This is a genomic window from Streptomyces polygonati, assembly GCF_042650325.1.
GTDB lineage: Bacteria > Actinomycetota > Actinomycetes > Streptomycetales > Streptomycetaceae > Actinacidiphila > Actinacidiphila polygonati.
In genome coordinates, this window is the sequence record NZ_JBHSBB010000014.1 from 154,495 (window position 1) to 171,100 (window position 16,606).

The window sequence follows — 16,606 nt, forward strand, 5'->3', positions numbered from 1 at the left end:
GTTTTCCACCGAGCAACGTCACGCAATACCGCGCACACCTTATGCCTCCGCCCCCATCCCGCCAGGTTTCCCCCGACTGCGCCGTGCGGGATCGGACCGTCCGGAGTTCCGGCAGGAGATAGTCGGCAGGACGGATGCGGAAGCCACGCGCTTCGGTCCGCCGCGTTGACGCGAAAAACGCTCGGCGCGCGGAATCCGGTCCGGTTCCCTCAGGAATCCGGCCGTCCCGCCTCCGCTGTCGGGCCGAGAAATAGGAGTCGTCCAGATGTCCGACCGCGAGCCCGACGCGCCCGTACCGCACGGCTCCCACCCGGCGGACCCGCCGCCCGCCCCGGCAGGCCGGCACCGCACCGGGCATGCCCCGCCCGAGGCGAACAAGTGGTGGACGCTGACCGCGGTCTGCCTCGGGACGTTCATGCTGCTGCTCGACATCACCATCGTCAATGTGGCGCTGCCCGACATCCAGGACGTGCTCAACGCGAGCTTCTCCGACCTCCAGTGGGTCGTGGACGCCTACGCGCTGACGCTGGCCGCCCTGCTGCTCACCGCCGGCAGCCTCGCCGACATGTACGGCCGCAGGCTGCTCTATGTGATCGGTCTGGTGATCTTCACGGTGGCCTCGCTGCTCTGCGGGCTGTCGGAGGACATCCTGATGCTGCAACTGTCCCGGGGGCTGCAGGGAATCGGCGGCTCCGTGATGTTCTCGGTGTCGCTGGCACTGCTCGCGGAAGCCTTCCGCGGCAAGGACCGGGGCACGGCCTTCGCCGTCTGGGGCACGATCATCGGGCTCGCGGTCTCCATCGGACCCCTGCTCGGCGGTGTCCTCACCACCGGTCTGTCCTGGCGGTGGATCTTCTTCGTCAATCTGCCCATCGGGGTGGTCGCCGTCGTGATCACCCTGCTCAAGGTCGCCGAAACCCGCCATCCGCAGGCGCGGCGGCCCGACTGGCCCGGCTTCGTGCTGTTCACCGCCGGGCTGTCCGCCCTCGTCTTCGCGCTGATCGAGTCCAGCCAGAAGTCCTTCGACAGCGGCGTCGTCATCGGCTGCCTCACCGCGTCCGCGGTGCTCATCGCGGCCTTCGTGGTGGTGGAGGCGCGCGGTCGGCAGCCGATGTTCGACCTGTCCCTCTTCCGCAAACCCACCTTCACCGGCGGCCTGGTCGCGGCCTTCGGCCTCAGCGCGTCACTGCTGTCGCTGCTGCTCTATCTGGTGCTCTACCTCCAGGACGTGCTGGGTTTCAGCGCGCTGGGCACCGGCGTGCGGCTGCTGGTGATCTCCGCCGGGATCCTGGTGATGTCCACCGTCTCCGGCCGGCTCTCGTCCAGGATGCCGGTGCGGTTCCTGATCGGGCCGGGACTGCTGCTGGTCGGCGGCGGACTGCTGTGGATGCGGGGCCTGGACGCGTCGAGCCACTGGACCCATCTCATCCCCGGCATGATCATGTCCGGCGCCGGGCTGGGCCTGGTCAACCCGCCCCTCGCCTCGACCGCGGTCGGCGTCGTCCAGCCGGCCCACGCGGGCATGGCGTCCGGCATCAACTCCACCTTCCGCCAGATCGGCATCGCCACCGGTATCGCCCTGCTGGGCACGCTCTTCTCCAGCAAGATCAAGTCCTTTGTGACCGACCACATCGGCTCGATCCCCGGTCTCAGCCACCGGGGTCCGCAGATCTCCACCGCCATCCAGTCCGGCACGGTCACCCGGACCCTCGGCAGCCTGCCGGCGAAGGTCCGCGCCCCCGTGAAGGAACTGACCGCCTCCGCCTTCACCTCGGGCCTGAACGAGATCCTGCTGGTGGGCGGGATCATCGCCCTCGCGGCGGGCGTGGTCTCCTTCGCCACCATCCGCACCAAGGACTTCGTCCAGCAGCCGTCCTGACCGGGGCCCGCGGTGACGTACCCGCGGAAACGGCTCGCCACCGCCGGCCCGGCTCACGGCACCACGATCACCGGCCATCGCCCACCCTTGACCAGCCGGACGCCGGCCGAGCCGAACAGCCGGTGGCGCAGGCCCCGCGAGGCGCCGATGACGACCGAGTCGGCGCGCAGTTCGTCGGCCGTACGGGCGAGGCCGGCCACCACGTCAGGGGCGCGTAGGACATGGAACTGCCAGCGCAGCGAGCTGACCTCGGTACTGGCGGCCAGGCCGGCCGCGATACGGCGGCGGAGCTGGTCGGCCACCGCCAGATCGCCGTCGGCGAGCATCCACGCCACACCCGCCAGCGCCGCCGTCGGGTGCGCGGGCAGGACGTGGACCAGGACGAGCAGCGCGTCCTGACGCCGGGCGAGGCCCACCGCGTAGGCGGTGGCGCGCCAGGACGAGTCGGAGCCGTCCACGCCCGCCACGACCACCCGGCCGCCGTCGCCCGGGATCGGGTCGAAACCCACCGCTCCGCCGCTTCTCTGCTGCTCTGCCCGCTCGGCGACGGATCGGCTACGAGGCCGGGGCGGTGGTGTCGTCCGCCGCGGGGCCCGGCTGGCCGCCCGGCTTCTCGGCGAAGGCCGCGGCGGTGGTGCGCAGCGGCACCTCCTTGATCAGGCAGGCCAGCACACAGGCGATCACCAGGACGGCCGCGCCGACCAGGAAGGCGACGTTGATGGCCTCGGTGAAGCCGACCTTGAACGGGTGGCCGAGCACCGGGTCGATGTGGTTGAGGAAGGACGTGTCGTTGAGCGTCCCGGTGCCGCCCGAGGACGCCGAGGTGAGCGTCTTCAGCTGGTCCGGGTGCGCCTTGGCCGCCGCCTGGAAGGCCGCGGTGCCGCGGGCGGCGGCGAAGGCCGAGCCGATCTTGCCGCCGACCAGCGAGTAGACGATGGCCAGGAAGACCGCGACCCCGAGCGTGCCGCCCATCTGCCGGAAGAAGGTGGTCGAGGAGGTGGCCACGCCGATGTCCCGGGGCGGCACCGCGTTCTGCATGGCCAGCACGATGGTCTGCATATTGAAGCCGAGGCCGGCGCCGACCACGAACATGGCGGCGTCGACGTAGACCAGGCCGCTGTCCGCGGTCATCTGCCACAGCATGAGCATGCCGACCACCAGCAGGACCGAGCCGATGATCGGGAAGATCTTGTAGCGGCCGGTCCTGGAGGTTATCTGGCCGGAGACCATCGACAGGATCATGATGCCGAGCACCAGCGGCAGCGTCAGCAGACCGGCCTTGGTCGGCGAATTGCCCTTGACCAGCTGGAGGTAGAGCGGCAGCAGCGTGATGCCGCCGAACATGCCGATACCGATGATCGCCGACTGGGCGGAGCCGAGGGCGAACACCCCGTTGCGGAACAGCCGCATCGGCAGCAGCGCCTCGTCACCGGCCCGGCGCTCGGCGAACAGGAAGCTCACGATGCCGATCGCGCCGAGGATGTAGCAGCCGAATGCGGTCCCGCTCGCCCAGCCCCACTCGCGGCCCTGCTCGGCGATGATCAGCAGCGGCACCAGCGCGACGATGAGCGCGACGGCGCCCGCGTAGTCGACCCGGTGCTTGCGGGCGTCGTGCTTCACATGCAGCACCCGGCCGACCACGATCAGGGCGACGACGCCGATCGGTACGTTGATCAGGAAGATCCAGCGCCAGCCGTCGATGCCCAGCAGCTGGTCCTGGCCGGCCAGCGCGCCGCCGACCACCGGTCCGAGCACGCTGGAGGTGGCGAAGACCGCCATGAAGTAGCCCTGGTACTTGGCTCTCTCCCGGGGCGGAATGATGTCGCCGACGATCGCGAAGGCCAGCGAGAACAGACCGCCCGCGCCTATGCCCTGGAAGGCGCGGAACCCGGCCAGCATGTACATCGACGTCGACAGCATGCACAGCGCCGAGCCGACGATGAAGACCGCGATCGCGAAGAGGAAGAACGGCTTGCGGCCGTACTGGTCGGAGAGCTTGCCGTACAGCGGGGTCGCGATGGTCGAGGTGATCAGGAACGAGGTCGTCACCCAGGCCTGCGCGGTGAGGCCGTTGAGACTCTCGCCGATCTTGTAGATGGCCGTCGAGACCACCGTCTGGTCCAGCGCGGCCAGGAACATGCCCAGCAGCAGCCCCGACAGGATGACCATTATCTGCCGGTGCGAGTACGCCGCCGGTGGTGCCGCGGTGCCGGTCGAGGCGGCATCTGCTTGGGCGCTCATGGGGACTCTTCCTCCAGGGTCTTTGCTTGCCCTAGGCAACATACCTGCCCGGAGGGCTGGGCGGGCAGCCGCAGGTCAGTCCTGGTTCCGCTCAGCGGCGGCGCACCGTGTAGGTGAGATAGGCGAAGCCCCCGACCCGCTCGACATCGGTCAATTCCAGCCGGTCCGAGGCGGGTCGATCCGGAGCGGGGGCGTCCGACGCGGGGCTGTCCGGGACGGGGCTGTCCGGGAGGGCGCCGTCCGGGGCCGGGTCCGCGGCCAGCCGGCGGGGGAGGAGCGGGGCTCCGGCGCCGAGGCTCACCGGGGCGACGCCGAGCACGAGTTCGTCCAGCAGTCCCTCGTCGGCGAAGGCGCCGACGAGTTCGCCGCCGCCGACCAGCCAGATCGCCCGGTCGCCCGCCGCCGCGGCCATCGCCTCGTGCACGGGGCGCACCTCGCCGCGGACAAAGGTGAGATCGGCGCCCGGGATGGCGGGGAGATCGCGGTGGGTGAAGACCCAGCAGGGCGTCTGTCCGTAGTAGCCGTGCCACTTCTCCGGGTGCTCCAGCATGCTGTCGTGCGCCAGCACCCACTCATAGGTGGTCGCCCCCATCGCGAACGCCCCCACCCCGGCGAAGAAGGGGCCGAAGCGGTCGCCGCCTTCGCCGCCTTCGTCGGCGGCGAGGAGCCAGTCCAGTGAGTTCCGCTCGTCCGCGATGAAGCCGTCGATACTCGTCGCCGTGAAATATGTCGTCTTGGCCATCGCGGCAGCGTAACGGCGCACCCGGCCGGTCCGGGGCCGGATACGCCGAACGGGCCGCCGGCGGGGGGGAAGGCCGGCGGCCCGCGATGAGGCGGGGGTCAGGGCTGGGATCAGCCGTTGGCCGCACCGTTGCCGGACAGGACCGGGATGTTGCTGAGGATGTGGGACAGCGGCTCGTCGCCCTTGGCCTGGGTGGAGTTCTCGGCGCACTGCTGGTTCTGCGGGTTGGCCAGCACATTGACGTCCTGGACGGTGATCGGGATGAGGCCGATCAGCGAGCCGACGTTCGCCTTGAGCGGCAGACCGATGCAGGGCTTGTTCAGGGTGCCCTGGACCAGGCCGATCTGCGGGCTCTGGACGCCACCGGTGCGGGTGTTGCCGTAGGCCTGCTCGGAGCCGTTGCCGTTCACCGTGGTGGTGTCCCTGTCGTTGCCGAGGGCCATCGCCTGCGGGGCGGCGGTGGCACCGATCGCGGCGACGGAGGCGGCGAGCGCAGCACCGGCGAGCATCTTCTTGATCATGGTTGTCCTTTTTTATGGTGCTTGGTGCTTGGATGCACGGTTTTCGGAAGGTCTGGAGCGATCTGATCAACCGCTCACGCGAGGTTTGGTTCCGGCCTTTCACTCCGACGAGTGGCCGGAGCCGGGTGGCTCAGTGGCCCAAGCCGCCGAGGGCGCCGAGCGGGAGGCCGCCGAGCAGCGACGCGCCGGGCACGGCACCGGTCAGCGTCGACAGCAGGCCGGCCTGGGCGGCGCCGGTCGTCTGACCGAGCAGGGAGTCCGCCGAGGTCTGCCCACGCAGCTTCTGGGCGGCGCCGGTGACGCTGCCCAGCAGGTCGCCCACCTTGCCGTCGTCCACGGCCTTCTGCAGCGGCTGCTGGGCCAGGGCCTGGTCGACACCGCCGTTGATGCTCGTGGGCATCGTCGTCATGTTGTCGGCGAGGGAGCTGGGGGCGGGGGAGCTGGCGGCGAACGCGGGGGAGGCCACGCCGACCGCCATCACGGAACCGGTCACGGCCGCTGCAACCTTCGAGTACTTCACTGGCCACCCTTTCAGTAGCTGACGCCGAAGTGCCTCGGCGGTCTTTCGCATGCACAACGACCACGGAGAGCAACGGAAACGACGAGTAAACCGCCCGGGGGACAATCACCCGAAAGTGAGGAAGCGTGGCTGCGATTCGCGGAATGATTTTCTGAAGACCGCATGTCCCGCCCGCTCCTCGCCGTTCATCGCCGGATATCGCTGCCGGGTTTCGGACCCGCTTACCGCGTACGCCCCACGTATGCCGGGCGCCTGCTCCGGCGGTAGAGCATCGCGCCGCCCAGCAGCAGGGCCGCGCTGGCAGCGCCGGCCGTACCGAGCTCCCGGCCGCCGACGCCGGTGTCGGCCATACGCGGTGTCCTCGGCCCGGCCTGGGCCGGGATCCGGGGCGTCCCGGTGTGGGGCGGCGGCGTGGCGTGCCGCGGGGGCGGCGGAGCGACGGGCGTGCGCGGAGTCGCGACCGAGGAGGTCCGGTCGTCGTTGGCGCAGGAATTCCCCATCGCCGGATTCAGCACGCCCACCGCGTCCACGGTGTTTCCGCACGCGTTCACCGGCGCCTGCACCGGAACGGCCACCGAATTCCCCGAGAGCACGCCGGGCGACCCCTTGGCCACTCCGGCCGCACCCGCGCCGGCGACGCCGGACCCTGTGCCGGAACCGGCACTGTGCGATTCATTGGCGCAGTGGTTGCCGAAGGCGGGGTTGGCCACGCCCACCACGTCCACGGTGTTGCCGCAGGCGTTCACCGGTACGTGTACGGGCACCTGGACGTTGTTGCCGGACAGCACGCCGGGCGAGCCGGACGCGGCGCCCTCCGCGCCGGCGTCCGCGCTCGCGTAACCCCCCGCCGCGGCGAGGACGCTGCCCGCGGCAGCGACGGTGAGCAGGCTCCGGCTCAGGATCTGTCGCATCGACTCTTCTTCTCCGCATCTTTCGCAGTCGTTCGCGTCATTTCCGCGGCGCGCGGTGGCTCCGCGGCCATGGAGACGCACCGCCCCGGGCGCGGTCGGCGCTCCGGGGCGGTACCTGTTCAGGACCTCACGGCCTGACAGGCGGATGTCACGAGCTGGCGTTCACGCACGCGTTGCCGAACGCCGGGTTGAGCAGGGCGATGATGTCGATCGTGTTGCCGCACAGGTTGACCGGCACGTGTACCGGCACCTGGATGACGTTGCCGGACACCACGCCCGGGGAGCCGGCGGCGACACCGCCGGCGCCCGAGTCGGCGAACGCGGGAGCGGCCACGCCCATCGCGAGCAGCGTGCCGGCGGCGGCGGCCGCGACCTTCGAGAACTTCACGGTTGGCTCCTTTTCCGTAAGCGACGTCTGGCACCACCACGGCCATCGCGGTGGTCGGACACGTATTTCCGTGCCCTGAACGCGGTTACGACCGGCTAACGACCACCGGTCACCGGAAGCAACTCCCCGGCCCGGCCGGATACGTACTATCCACCCGAATGGACCCGGATGAACCCGAACCGAGCGGGAGGAAAATCGGCCGCCGGAAAAAGAACGGGCGCTCCGCCCGAATTCGGTGCCGGAAAAAGCCACGGCCCCGGTCCACCCGCGAACTGCCGGTGTCCGGGGCCGCGAAGGACCGCGCCGCGGTGAGGCCGGACCGGCCGGATCATCCGGACCGGCCGAAGACCGTCCGCGTCAGCGGTTCGCGGTGCCGTTGCCGGACAGGATCGGGATGTTGTCCAGCAGGTGCGACAGCGCCTCGTCACCCTTGGCCTGGGTGGAGTTCTCCGTGCACTGCTGGTTCTGCGGCGAGGACAGCACATTGATGTCCTGGACGCTGATCGGGATCAGGCCGATGAGCGAGCCGAGGTTGGCCTTGGCCGGCAGCGCGATGCACGGCTTGTTGAGCGAGCCCTGGATCAGCGCGAACGACGGGCTCATGTAGCCGCCGGTGTAGGTGTTGCCGTAGGCCTGCTCCGAGCCGTTGCCATTGGCGGTGGTGGTCCCGGCGGAGTCACCGATGGCCATCGCCTGCGGGGCGACGGCCGCGGAGACGCCCGCGAGGGAGGCCGCGACCGCGGCCGTGGCGAGGATCTTCTTGATCACGGTTGGTCCTTTGACGAGAGGCTGCCCCCGGTACCAGGGGCGCCCTGCCCAACAGCGCGAAAGCCGGTTGGTAATGATCGTTCACCCGAATGGAGACGGGCGGCGCGGCGTGTGGCTGACGCGGGGGAAAGGGTGAGACGCGCGTACGCGTGTTGACGTCCGGTCATCCTCGAACTTGTGATCGTCATAAGAATTCGGCCTGGTCAACGGCCCGCGCGCCTTCCGTGATTCCCGCCGTCCGGTCTGCCAGCGTGCATTCCTGAGCCGTGGCGATTACCTGATCGGCATGGGATTCGTTGACCGCACGCAGCCGCCGATCGCCGCCCGATCGCGCGGCAGCGGGACTTGACCGGACTTCGGCTTCTCCGGGTGGCCGAGAGAGAGAACGGCGCGCGATGCCGCAACACCAGTACGAACTGGCCGGGCTGACGGTGCTCCATATGACGCAGCCGGTCGACGGCGGCGTCGCCCGCGTCGTCCTGGACCTGGTCCGTGCCCAGGTGCGCGCCGGCGCCCGGGTGGTGGTCGCCTCCCCACCGGGCCCGGCCGGCCGTCCCGGCGCCCCCGTCCCGCTCGCCCGCGCGGTCACCGAGGCGGGCGCCGAGGCCGTACGGTGGCCAGCGCGCCGCTCCCCCGGCCCCGGTCTGGCCCGCGAGGTCGCCGACGCCGCCCGCGTCCTGCGCGCCACCCGCCCCGACCTGCTCCATCTGCACAGCGCCAAGGCCGGACTGGCCGGCCGGCTCGCCGCCCGGGGCCGCGTGCCCACCGTCTTCCAGCCGCACGCCTGGTCCTTCGAGGCCGCGACCGGCCCGCTGGCCGCGACCGCGGTGCGCTGGGAGCGGTACGCCGCCCGCTGGGCGGACCGGGTGCTGTGCGTCAGCGAGGCGGAACGTGCCTGCGGGGAGCGCCAGCGCGTCCCGGGGCGCTGGGCGGTGGTGCCCAACGGTGTGGACACCGACCGCTTCGGCCCCGCCGCCGACCGCGCATCGGTCCGGGCGACGCTGCCGGCGCTGAGCCTCCTCCTGCCCGGCGCCCCGCTGGTGGTGTGCGTCGGGCGGCTCTGCCCGCAGAAAGGCCAGGATCTGCTGCTGCGGGCCTGGCCGCGGGTGACCGCGCGGCTGCCCGGCGCGCGACTCGCCCTGGTCGGCGAGGGCCCCGACCGTCGCCGCCTGCTCCTCGACGCGCCTCCCGGCGTCATCCTGGCCGGCGCCGCCGCCGACCCGCGCCCCTGGTATCAGGCGGCGGACCTGGTGGTCCAGCCGTCCCGCTGGGAGGGCATGGCGCTCGCCCCGCTGGAGGCGATGGCCTGCGGCAGGGCGGTGGTCCTCACCGATGTGGCCGGGGCCCGCGAGAGCCTGCCGCCCGGCGACACGGAGCAATGCGTCGTCCCCGTCGAGGACCCTCGGGCACTGGCGGACGCGCTGCTGCGGCTGCTCACCGACCCGGGGCTGCGCGGCGCCGTCGCGTCCCGCGCCCTCGGCCATGTCCGCGCCCGGCACGAGGTGCGCAGGACCACCGCCGACATCGCCGTCCTCTACCGCGACCTGCTCGCCCTCCCCCGCCCGCGCCCCGCGGAGAGGGCGGTGCGATGACGCGCTCCACCCGCCGCGCCACCGGCCCGGGCCCGCAGCCGCCGGCCTCGGAACCGCTTCCGGACGCCGAAGCGGCCGGGGCCCCCGCCGAGTCCGGACCAGGGCAGGGCCATGACTACGGCCCTGGCTACGCGCACGGCTCCGGCCATGGCCTCGATCAGGGCCTCGATCAGGACCTCGACGACGATATGACCGGCGCCACGACCGGCGCCACGACCCGCCAGGTCCCGCAGCCCGGCACCGGCACCCCCGACGCCCCCGCCACCACTCCGCCGCAGCGCGGTGCCCCCGCCGAGCCCGGCGCGCCCACCGCCGCGCCCCGGCAGCGCCCCGCCCGCCCCGACTCGCCCCGGCGCACCACCCGGTCCCTCGTCGCCGCGGACTGCGTGGCCGTACTGGCCGGGACGGGCGTCGCGGGGGCGGGAGCGGGGTCGGGGGCCGGAGCCGTGCGCTGCGGGGCGCTCGCCCTCGGGGTGCTGCTGGTCGCGTGCCGCCAGGCGGGCCTGTACCGGCCCGGTTTCGACCCCCGGGCCCTGCTGGAGGTGCCCTCGATCGGCGCGCGGGCGATGCTCGCCTGGGGATTCGCCGTCGCGCTGCTGGGCGCGGGGACGAGCCGGGACGCGCTGGTGGGCGCGGTCGCGGCGACCGTGGCGGTCGCCTGCGGACTGCGCGCCCTGACCTACCGCCGGCGCCGGGCCGACGCCCGCCGGCACCCCCGGTCCACCCTGGTCGTCGGCGTCGACACCGCCTCGGCACGGATCGCCGCCACCTTGCGCGCCCACCCGGAGTACGGCCTGCGCCCGGTCGGTGTCATCGCCCCCGGCCCGGCGGCCGAGCCGGTCGCCCCGCCGGTCCGCGACCCGGCCGCCCCGCTGCCCGAGCCGCCCCTGCCGGTGCTCGCCGGGCAGGGCGAGATCACCCGCGCCCTGATCCAGAACTCGGTGCGGCACGCGGTCGTGGCCGCCCCGATCCCGTCGGACCCGCCCACCACCGCGGCCCTGCGGCTGCTGGCCGCGCACGGCTGCCAGGTCTGGCAGCTGGGCCCCGCACGCGGCCCCGTGCCGTCCGGCCATCTGTGGGGATTCGCCGCCCATCCGGTGGACTCGGACCCGGAGCGGATGCCGGGGCTGCCGGGCCGGTGGGCCAAGCGCGCGCTGGACGCCGCGGTGTCCGGCACCGCGCTGCTCTGCCTGTCACCCGTGCTGGCCGGCTGCGCCCTCGCCGTACGGCTCGGCGACGGGCCCGGGGTGATCTTCCGGCAGCAGCGGATCGGCCTGGGCGGACGGCCGTTCACCATCCTGAAGTTCCGCACCCTGCGGCCCAGCGGGGAGCACGAGTCCGCGACCCGCTGGAACATCGCCCACGACGGGCAGATGACCCGGGTCGGCCGGCTGCTGCGGCGGACCTCGCTCGACGAGCTGCCGCAGCTGTGGAACGTACTGCGCGGCGATATGAGCCTGGTCGGTCCCCGGCCCGAACGGCCGCATTTCGTCGAGCGGTTCGGCACCGAGCACCCCGGCTACCGCGACCGGCACCGGATGCCGGCCGGTATCACCGGGCTGGCCCAGGTGCACGGGCTGCGCGGTGACACCTCGATCGCCGACCGGGCCCGCTTCGACAACCACTACATCGACAGCTGGTCACTGTGGTCGGACGTGGCGCTGCTGCTGCGCACCGCCTTCTCGGTGTTCCGGTTCGGCGGCAGCTGATGACCCTGACCTCGGCCGGGAGACTCTTCGGGAGGACGCGGCCCGGTGACCAGCTGACTCTCCGTCAGTTGCGCTGGCTGGCACCGCTGTTGCCCGCCCTGGCCACCGTGCTGCTGCTGGCCGTGCCGGTCACCAATGGTGATGTCAGCAGGTCGGGGAAGGTCACACCGGCCGACGCCGCCTCCGCCGTGCTCGTACTGACCTGCGCGGTACGGCTGGTCCGCTCCCGGCGGCGGGTGTTGAGCCCGGTGGCGGCGATCGTGCTCGGCGCGCCGGTGCTGGGATTCGCGCTGTCCGCCGCGACGTCGCTCGACCCGGGCGCCGGGCTGACCGGATTCGTGCGCTACGCCCAGGTGTTCGTCCTGGTGCCCGCCTCGATCGTGCTGCTGCTGCGCGACCGGCGGGACTTCGCGGTGGTGGCCGGCAGCATCGTCGCGCTCGCGCTGGTGCAGGGAGCGGTCGGGGTGTGGCAGTACGCGACCGCGACCGGCGCCTCGTACATGGGTGAGGACATCCGGGCGGTCGGCACCTTCGGGCCCTCCGACGTCATGGGGATGGCGACGGTGGTGGCGTACGGGCTGGTGATCGCGGTCGGGCGCGCGCTGGCGCCGGGCCCGCCCCGGCTGCGGCTGGCCGCGCTGGCCTGCGCGGGCGCGCTGGCCGTACCGCTCGCGGTGTCCTTCAGCCGGGGGACGTGGATCGCGACGGCGGTGGCCTGCGCGGCGATGACGGTGCTGGCGGGGCGGCGGCAGGCGGTGCGGATCCTCGGGGTGCTGGCGGCGTGCGCGGTGCTGCTGGTCGGCGGGGTCGGGACCGGTTCGCAGCTGATCGGCCAGCGACTCGCCAGCATCACCCGGGTCACCGACGCGCCGGACCCGTCCGTCACCGACCGCTACACGCTCTGGGCCGCCGCGCTGTCCATGTGGCGCGAGCGTCCGGTCACCGGGGTCGGCCTGAAACGCTTCCCCGACGAGCGGGACGGCCACGCCTCCCTCGCGCTGTCCTCGGCCAGCGACACGGCGGGCGCGGGGCAGGCCTTCCGGCGCGAGCCGCTGCTCTCCCCGCACAACATGTATCTGCTGGCCCTCAGCGAACAGGGCCTGCTCGGCTGCGCCCTGCTCACCGGCTCCTGGGCCGCCCTGCTCGGCACCGGCACCGCCCGCCTGCTGCGCGGCGGCCCTTCGGCCACCGGTCTGGCCGCCATCGGCCTTCTCCTGTGGACCTGCGTGGACTTCCTCTACGCCGACATCGGCGGCCCCTGCACGGTCCTGACCGCCACCTTGCTGGGCCTGGCCGCCTGGTGGGCCCTCAACCCCTCGAACGGCGCGGCGCGATGACCGACCCGAAGACGCGGCCCGCGGTCCCCGCGCCGGACCCGCCGAGCGGGCTGGGGCTGCCAGGTCCGCCTGCCCTGCCTGCTCCGCTTGCTCTGCCTGCTCCGCCGAACGCCCCCGGTCCGGCGACCGCGCCTCCCCCCGCTCCCGCGCCCGACACCGGCCAGGCCTCCCACGGGTTCGCCCGGGCCGCCGGGGTCACCGTCGGGCTGAGTGTGGCCGGGTCGGTGTTCGGGCTGGTCAGGGATCAGGGCATCGCCCATCTCTTCGGCGCGGGGCCGGAGTCGGACGCGTTCCTGGTGGCGTGGACGGTGCCGGAGGTGGCGGCGACCGTGCTGATCGAGGACGCGATGGCGCTGCTGATGGTGCCGGCCTTCAGCGGCGCGCTGGCTCGCGGTGGCGGGGTGTCCGGGCTGGTCAGGGGCACGCTGCCACGTCTGCTGGCGCTGCTGGCCGCGCTCACGGCCGCGCTGATGGCAGGAGCCCCCTGGGTCGTGGCGGCGCTCGCGCCCGGACTCGCCGACCCGTCCGCCGCGGTGGCGTGTACGCGGCTGACCGCGGTGACCGTCTTCACCTTCGGCCTCGCGGGCTACTTGTCCGCCGCCCTGCGGGCGCACCGCCGCTTCGTCCCGCCGGCCGCCATCTACCTGGCCTACAACCTCGGCATCATCGCCACCTTCTCCGCCCTGCACACCCGCTACGGCGTCGAGTCCGCCGCGGCCGGTGTCGCGGTCGGCGGCTGCCTGATGGTCGTGGTCCAACTCCCGGCGGCGCTGCGCGAGATGGGCAGCCTCAAGAAGCCGCGCGACGCTCCCCACGCCCCGCGTCGCGCTCTCGGACTGGCCCTGCTCGCGCCGGTCGTCCTCTTCACCGTCAGCCGTCAGGCCCAGGTGCTGGTCGAACGCCACTTCGCCGCTCCGCTCCCCGCCGGAGCCATCTCCCATCTCAACTACGCACAGAAAGTGGCGCAGTTGCCGATGACGCTGTCCGTCGTCATCTGTACGGTGACCTTCCCCGCGGTCTCGCGTGCCCTCGCCGAGGGCGACCGGGACAGGGCCCGGCGGCGCGTCGAACGCGATCTCACCCTCGCCTGCGTCGTGGTGCTCATCGGCACCGCCTACGTGATCGCGTGCGCCCCGCAGATCATCGAAGTCCTCTTCCAGCGTGGCGAGTTCACGTCCTCCGACACCGCCGCCACCGCCGCCGTGATGCGGGTGTACGCGCTCGGACTGCTGGGCCAGAGCCTGGTCGGCGCGCTGGTGCGGCCGTACTTCTCGACAGCCAGGCCCACTTGGTATCCGGCCGCGTCGATGGCGGTCGGGCTGCTGGTCACGGCGGTCGCCGACGCCCTCGCGGTCGGCCGGTGGGGCGCGTACGGGATCGCGGCGGGCAACGCGGCCGGGATCACCGTCACGGCCTGGCTGCTGCTGCGCGGGCTGGGCGCCCACAGCATCGCGGTCCGCGCCCGCGCGATCGTCCCTGGCCTGACTCGTACTTTGCTCTCCGCGCTTGTCGCGACCGTGTCAGGCTGGCTGACGGCCACCCGGATGCCGGGTGCGTTGTCCGCGGCCGTTGTCTGCGGCGTGGTCGTACCAGCCGCGTTCACCGCCGCGGCCGTCGCCGTACGCGTACCGGAACTGCCGTATCTGCTCGCCACCGTGACACGGAAGGCTCGCCGATGACCGCTGATCTGCTCGCTCCCCGTAACCGCCGCGCCACTCGGCGCGCTCCCTGGGCGCTGATGTACCACTCCGTCGGCGACACCCGGGACGACCCCTATCTGATCACCGTCGGCCCCGACCGGCTCGCGGCGCAGCTGCGCTGGCTCAACCGGCACGGCCTGACCGGCGTCAGCATGCGCGAACTCCTCGCCGCCCGCGCGGCCGGGCGCGACCACGGCCTCGTCGGGCTGACCTTCGACGACGGTTACGCCGACTTCCTCCAGCTCGCCGTCCCCGCCCTGCGCCAACACGGCCATACGGCGACGGTGTTCGTGCTGCCCGGCCGGCTCGGCGGCGGCAACGACTGGGACCCGGAAGGCCCGCGCAAACCGCTGCTCGACGCGGACGGCATCCGCGAGGCGATCGGCGCCGGGATGGAGATCGGCTCGCACGGCCTGATGCACCGCGACCTGACCGCAGTGGACGACGCCACCCTGGCCACCGAAGTCACCGAGAGCCGCAGCCTGCTGGCCGAGATCACCGGTGCCCCGCCGATCGGCTTCTGCTATCCGTACGGCGTGCTGGACGCCCGCTCGGTGGCGGCCGTCCGCCGGGCCGGCTACATCTACGGCTGCGCGATCACGCCCGGCCCGCTCACCTCCGTCCTCGCCCTTCCCCGCACCCACATCGGCAACCGCGAAACGGCCCCCCGCCTGCACGCCAAGCGTCTGCTGCACGGGGTGCGCAGCCGCCGCCTCACCGATCTGCGGGAGGCCGAGGCCGCCGCGCTCGCCGCGGCCGGGCGCCCGCCCGAAGGCCACGCGAGACCGCGGGACGGCCGCCGGCGACCGGAGGACAGGCCGCCGCGGCCGGACCGGCGGCGGCCGGCGGGGGAGCCGCGGCCCGACCGGCGGCCCGCGAGCGGGCCGGACCTGGAGGCATGGCGGGACGACGAACCACGGCCGTACGGACCGCACCCGCTGGACCCGGAGCCGGCCGAACACGGGAAACGACCCGACCGGCCGGCCGAGGACCGGTCCGATCCGCTGACCGAACGCCCCGGAGGGCACCCATGAAAGTTCTGCACGTCATCACCGGGCTCGGCATCGGCGGCGCCGAGCAGCAGTTGCGCCTGCTGCTGCGCCAGCTCCCGGTGCACAGCGAGGTGGTGACCCTCACCCACCCGGGCCCGGTCGCCGTCGGGCTGATGGAGGACGGCGTCCCGGTCACCCACCTGGGCATGTCCGGCAACCGCGACCTGTCCGTGCTGCCCCGGCTGACCTCGTTCATCCGCTCGCGCGGCTTCGACGTGGTGCACACCCATCTCTACCGGGCGTGCGTCTACGGCAGGATCGCCGCCCGGCTGGCCGGTGTCCGGGCCGTGGTCGCCACCGAGCACTCGCTGGGCGCCACCCAGATCGAGGGCCGGCCGCTGTCCTTCGGCACCCGCGCCCTCTACCGGTCCACCGAACGCCTCGGCGCCGGCACGCTGGCCGTGTCCGCCACGGTCGAACGCCGCCTGGGCAACTGGGGCGTGCCCGCCGCGCGTATCCGCCTCGCCCCCAACGGCATCGACCCGGCCGCCTTCCGCCACCGCCCCGAAGCCCGCGCCGCCACCCGCGCCCGCCTCAATCTCCCCGAGGACGCGTATGTCGTCGGCGGCGTCGGGCGGCAGGTCCGGGGCAAGAACTTCGACGTCCTCGTCCGCACGGTGGCGGCCCTGCCCGGCGCCCACCTGCTGCTGGTCGGGGACGGCCCCGAACGCGTCCCGCTGCTCCGGCTCATCCAGGATCTCGGCGTCGCCGACCGCGTCCGGCTGGCCGACCGGGCGGACACCGGGGCCGAACTCGCCGGCCTGCTCGCCGCGATGGACCTCTTCGTCTCGCTCAGCGCCGAGGAGACCTTCGGCCTGGCCGTGATCGAGGCGCTGGCCGCCGGACTGCCCGCGCGGTATGTGTCCTGTCCGGCCGTGGAGGACCTGCCGCCCGCCGACGCGCCCGGTGCCCGCCGGATCAGGCTGTCCGACCTCCGGACCACGCTGACCGAGGAACTGTCCACCGGCCCGCGCCGCCTGCCGGTGCCCCCGGCCGTCGACCGCTACCACATCTCCCGCACCGCCGAGCAGGTCATGTCCCTGTACAGGGACATCACGGCGACGGCCCAGTCCGGCGGCGCGGCGGCCGTACCGGGCCAGGCCACCGCGGCGGCCGGGGCGCTACCGCTGCCGGGCGCCCCGACCGCCGAACCCGGCGCGCCCGCGCACACCGCCGGCGCCGCGCCGGCCCCCCAGGCCGCCCGCGCCGAGGCCCTGCCCCGTCCCGCCGAGAAATGAGAGACCGC

The 16,606-nt window shown here is 73.1% G+C and carries 14 protein-coding genes and 1 pseudogene; 7 read left to right on the forward strand and 8 right to left on the reverse strand.

What is annotated here, in order from left to right:
- Positions 1-265 precede the first annotated feature (265 nt).
- Positions 266-1,879 carry an MFS transporter gene (locus tag ACFO3J_RS21275; RefSeq protein ID WP_386431389.1) on the forward strand — a complete coding sequence of 538 codons (1,614 nt, stop codon included), beginning with the start codon at positions 266-268 and terminating at the stop codon, positions 1,877-1,879.
- A 53-nt stretch (positions 1,880-1,932) separates the two neighbouring features.
- Here ACFO3J_RS21275 and ACFO3J_RS21280 read toward each other — a convergent pair whose 3' ends face one another.
- The 8 genes from ACFO3J_RS21280 to ACFO3J_RS21315 all read right to left on the reverse strand — a co-directional run bounded on the left by ACFO3J_RS21280 (position 1,933) and on the right by ACFO3J_RS21315 (position 7,970).
- Positions 1,933-2,388, reverse strand: coding sequence for a universal stress protein (locus ACFO3J_RS21280; RefSeq protein ID WP_386431392.1), 456 nt, complete (start codon positions 2,386-2,388; stop codon positions 1,933-1,935).
- A gap of 46 nt (positions 2,389-2,434) precedes the next feature.
- Entirely contained in the window at positions 2,435-4,120 is a 1,686-nt protein-coding gene (locus ACFO3J_RS21285) for an MDR family MFS transporter (protein WP_386431395.1), read from the reverse strand.
- Positions 4,121-4,211: 91 nt separating this feature from the next.
- Positions 4,212-4,862 carry a dihydrofolate reductase family protein gene (locus tag ACFO3J_RS21290; protein ID WP_386431398.1) on the reverse strand — a complete coding sequence of 217 codons (651 nt, stop codon included), beginning with the start codon at positions 4,860-4,862 and terminating at the stop codon, positions 4,212-4,214.
- Between the two features lie 110 nt (positions 4,863-4,972).
- A complete protein-coding gene (locus ACFO3J_RS21295) occupies positions 4,973-5,383 on the reverse strand; it encodes a rodlin (RefSeq protein WP_386431401.1) in 411 nt (136 codons plus the stop codon).
- A 130-nt stretch (positions 5,384-5,513) separates the two neighbouring features.
- A complete protein-coding gene (locus ACFO3J_RS21300; RefSeq protein ID WP_386431403.1) occupies positions 5,514-5,876 on the reverse strand; it encodes a hypothetical protein in 363 nt (120 codons plus the stop codon).
- Between the two features lie 248 nt (positions 5,877-6,124).
- Complete coding sequence (locus ACFO3J_RS21305; protein WP_386431406.1) at positions 6,125-6,814, reverse strand: chaplin; 690 nt, start codon at positions 6,812-6,814, stop codon at positions 6,125-6,127.
- Between the two features lie 148 nt (positions 6,815-6,962).
- The gene (locus tag ACFO3J_RS21310; protein ID WP_386431408.1) at positions 6,963-7,202 is read right to left on the reverse strand and encodes a chaplin; all 240 of its coding nucleotides are present in this window, start codon (positions 7,200-7,202) and stop codon (positions 6,963-6,965) included.
- 357 nt (positions 7,203-7,559) lie between these two features.
- Positions 7,560-7,970, reverse strand: coding sequence for a rodlin (locus ACFO3J_RS21315; protein WP_386431411.1), 411 nt, complete (start codon positions 7,968-7,970; stop codon positions 7,560-7,562).
- A 395-nt stretch (positions 7,971-8,365) separates the two neighbouring features.
- On the opposite strand from ACFO3J_RS21315, the gene ACFO3J_RS21320 reads away from it, so the two are divergent.
- The 6 genes and pseudogenes from ACFO3J_RS21320 (at position 8,366) to ACFO3J_RS21345 (ending at position 16,598) form a co-directional block, all read left to right on the forward strand.
- Positions 8,366-9,562, forward strand: a complete 1,197-nt coding sequence (locus ACFO3J_RS21320; RefSeq protein WP_386431414.1) for a glycosyltransferase — start codon at positions 8,366-8,368, stop codon at positions 9,560-9,562.
- On the forward strand, positions 9,559-11,271 hold the full coding sequence (locus ACFO3J_RS21325; RefSeq protein WP_386431416.1) for a sugar transferase: 1,713 nt from the start codon (positions 9,559-9,561) through the stop codon (positions 11,269-11,271). Before ACFO3J_RS21320 ends, ACFO3J_RS21325 begins: the two co-directional genes overlap by 4 nt.
- A 68-nt stretch (positions 11,272-11,339) precedes the next feature.
- Positions 11,340-12,608, forward strand: coding sequence for an O-antigen ligase family protein (locus tag ACFO3J_RS21330; protein WP_386431419.1), 1,269 nt, complete (start codon positions 11,340-11,342; stop codon positions 12,606-12,608).
- Between the two features lie 212 nt (positions 12,609-12,820).
- A complete protein-coding gene (gene murJ / locus ACFO3J_RS21335) occupies positions 12,821-14,287 on the forward strand; it encodes a murein biosynthesis integral membrane protein MurJ (protein WP_386431422.1) in 1,467 nt (488 codons plus the stop codon).
- A pseudogene (locus ACFO3J_RS21340) lies at positions 14,284-15,036 on the forward strand (polysaccharide deacetylase family protein); the annotation flags it as partial. The gene murJ and the pseudogene ACFO3J_RS21340, both read left to right, overlap by 4 nt.
- A 302-nt stretch (positions 15,037-15,338) precedes the next feature.
- Positions 15,339-16,598 (forward strand): glycosyltransferase, encoded by a 1,260-nt coding sequence (locus ACFO3J_RS21345; protein WP_386431425.1) that lies wholly within the window; start codon positions 15,339-15,341, stop codon positions 16,596-16,598.
- Positions 16,599-16,606 lie beyond the last annotated feature (8 nt).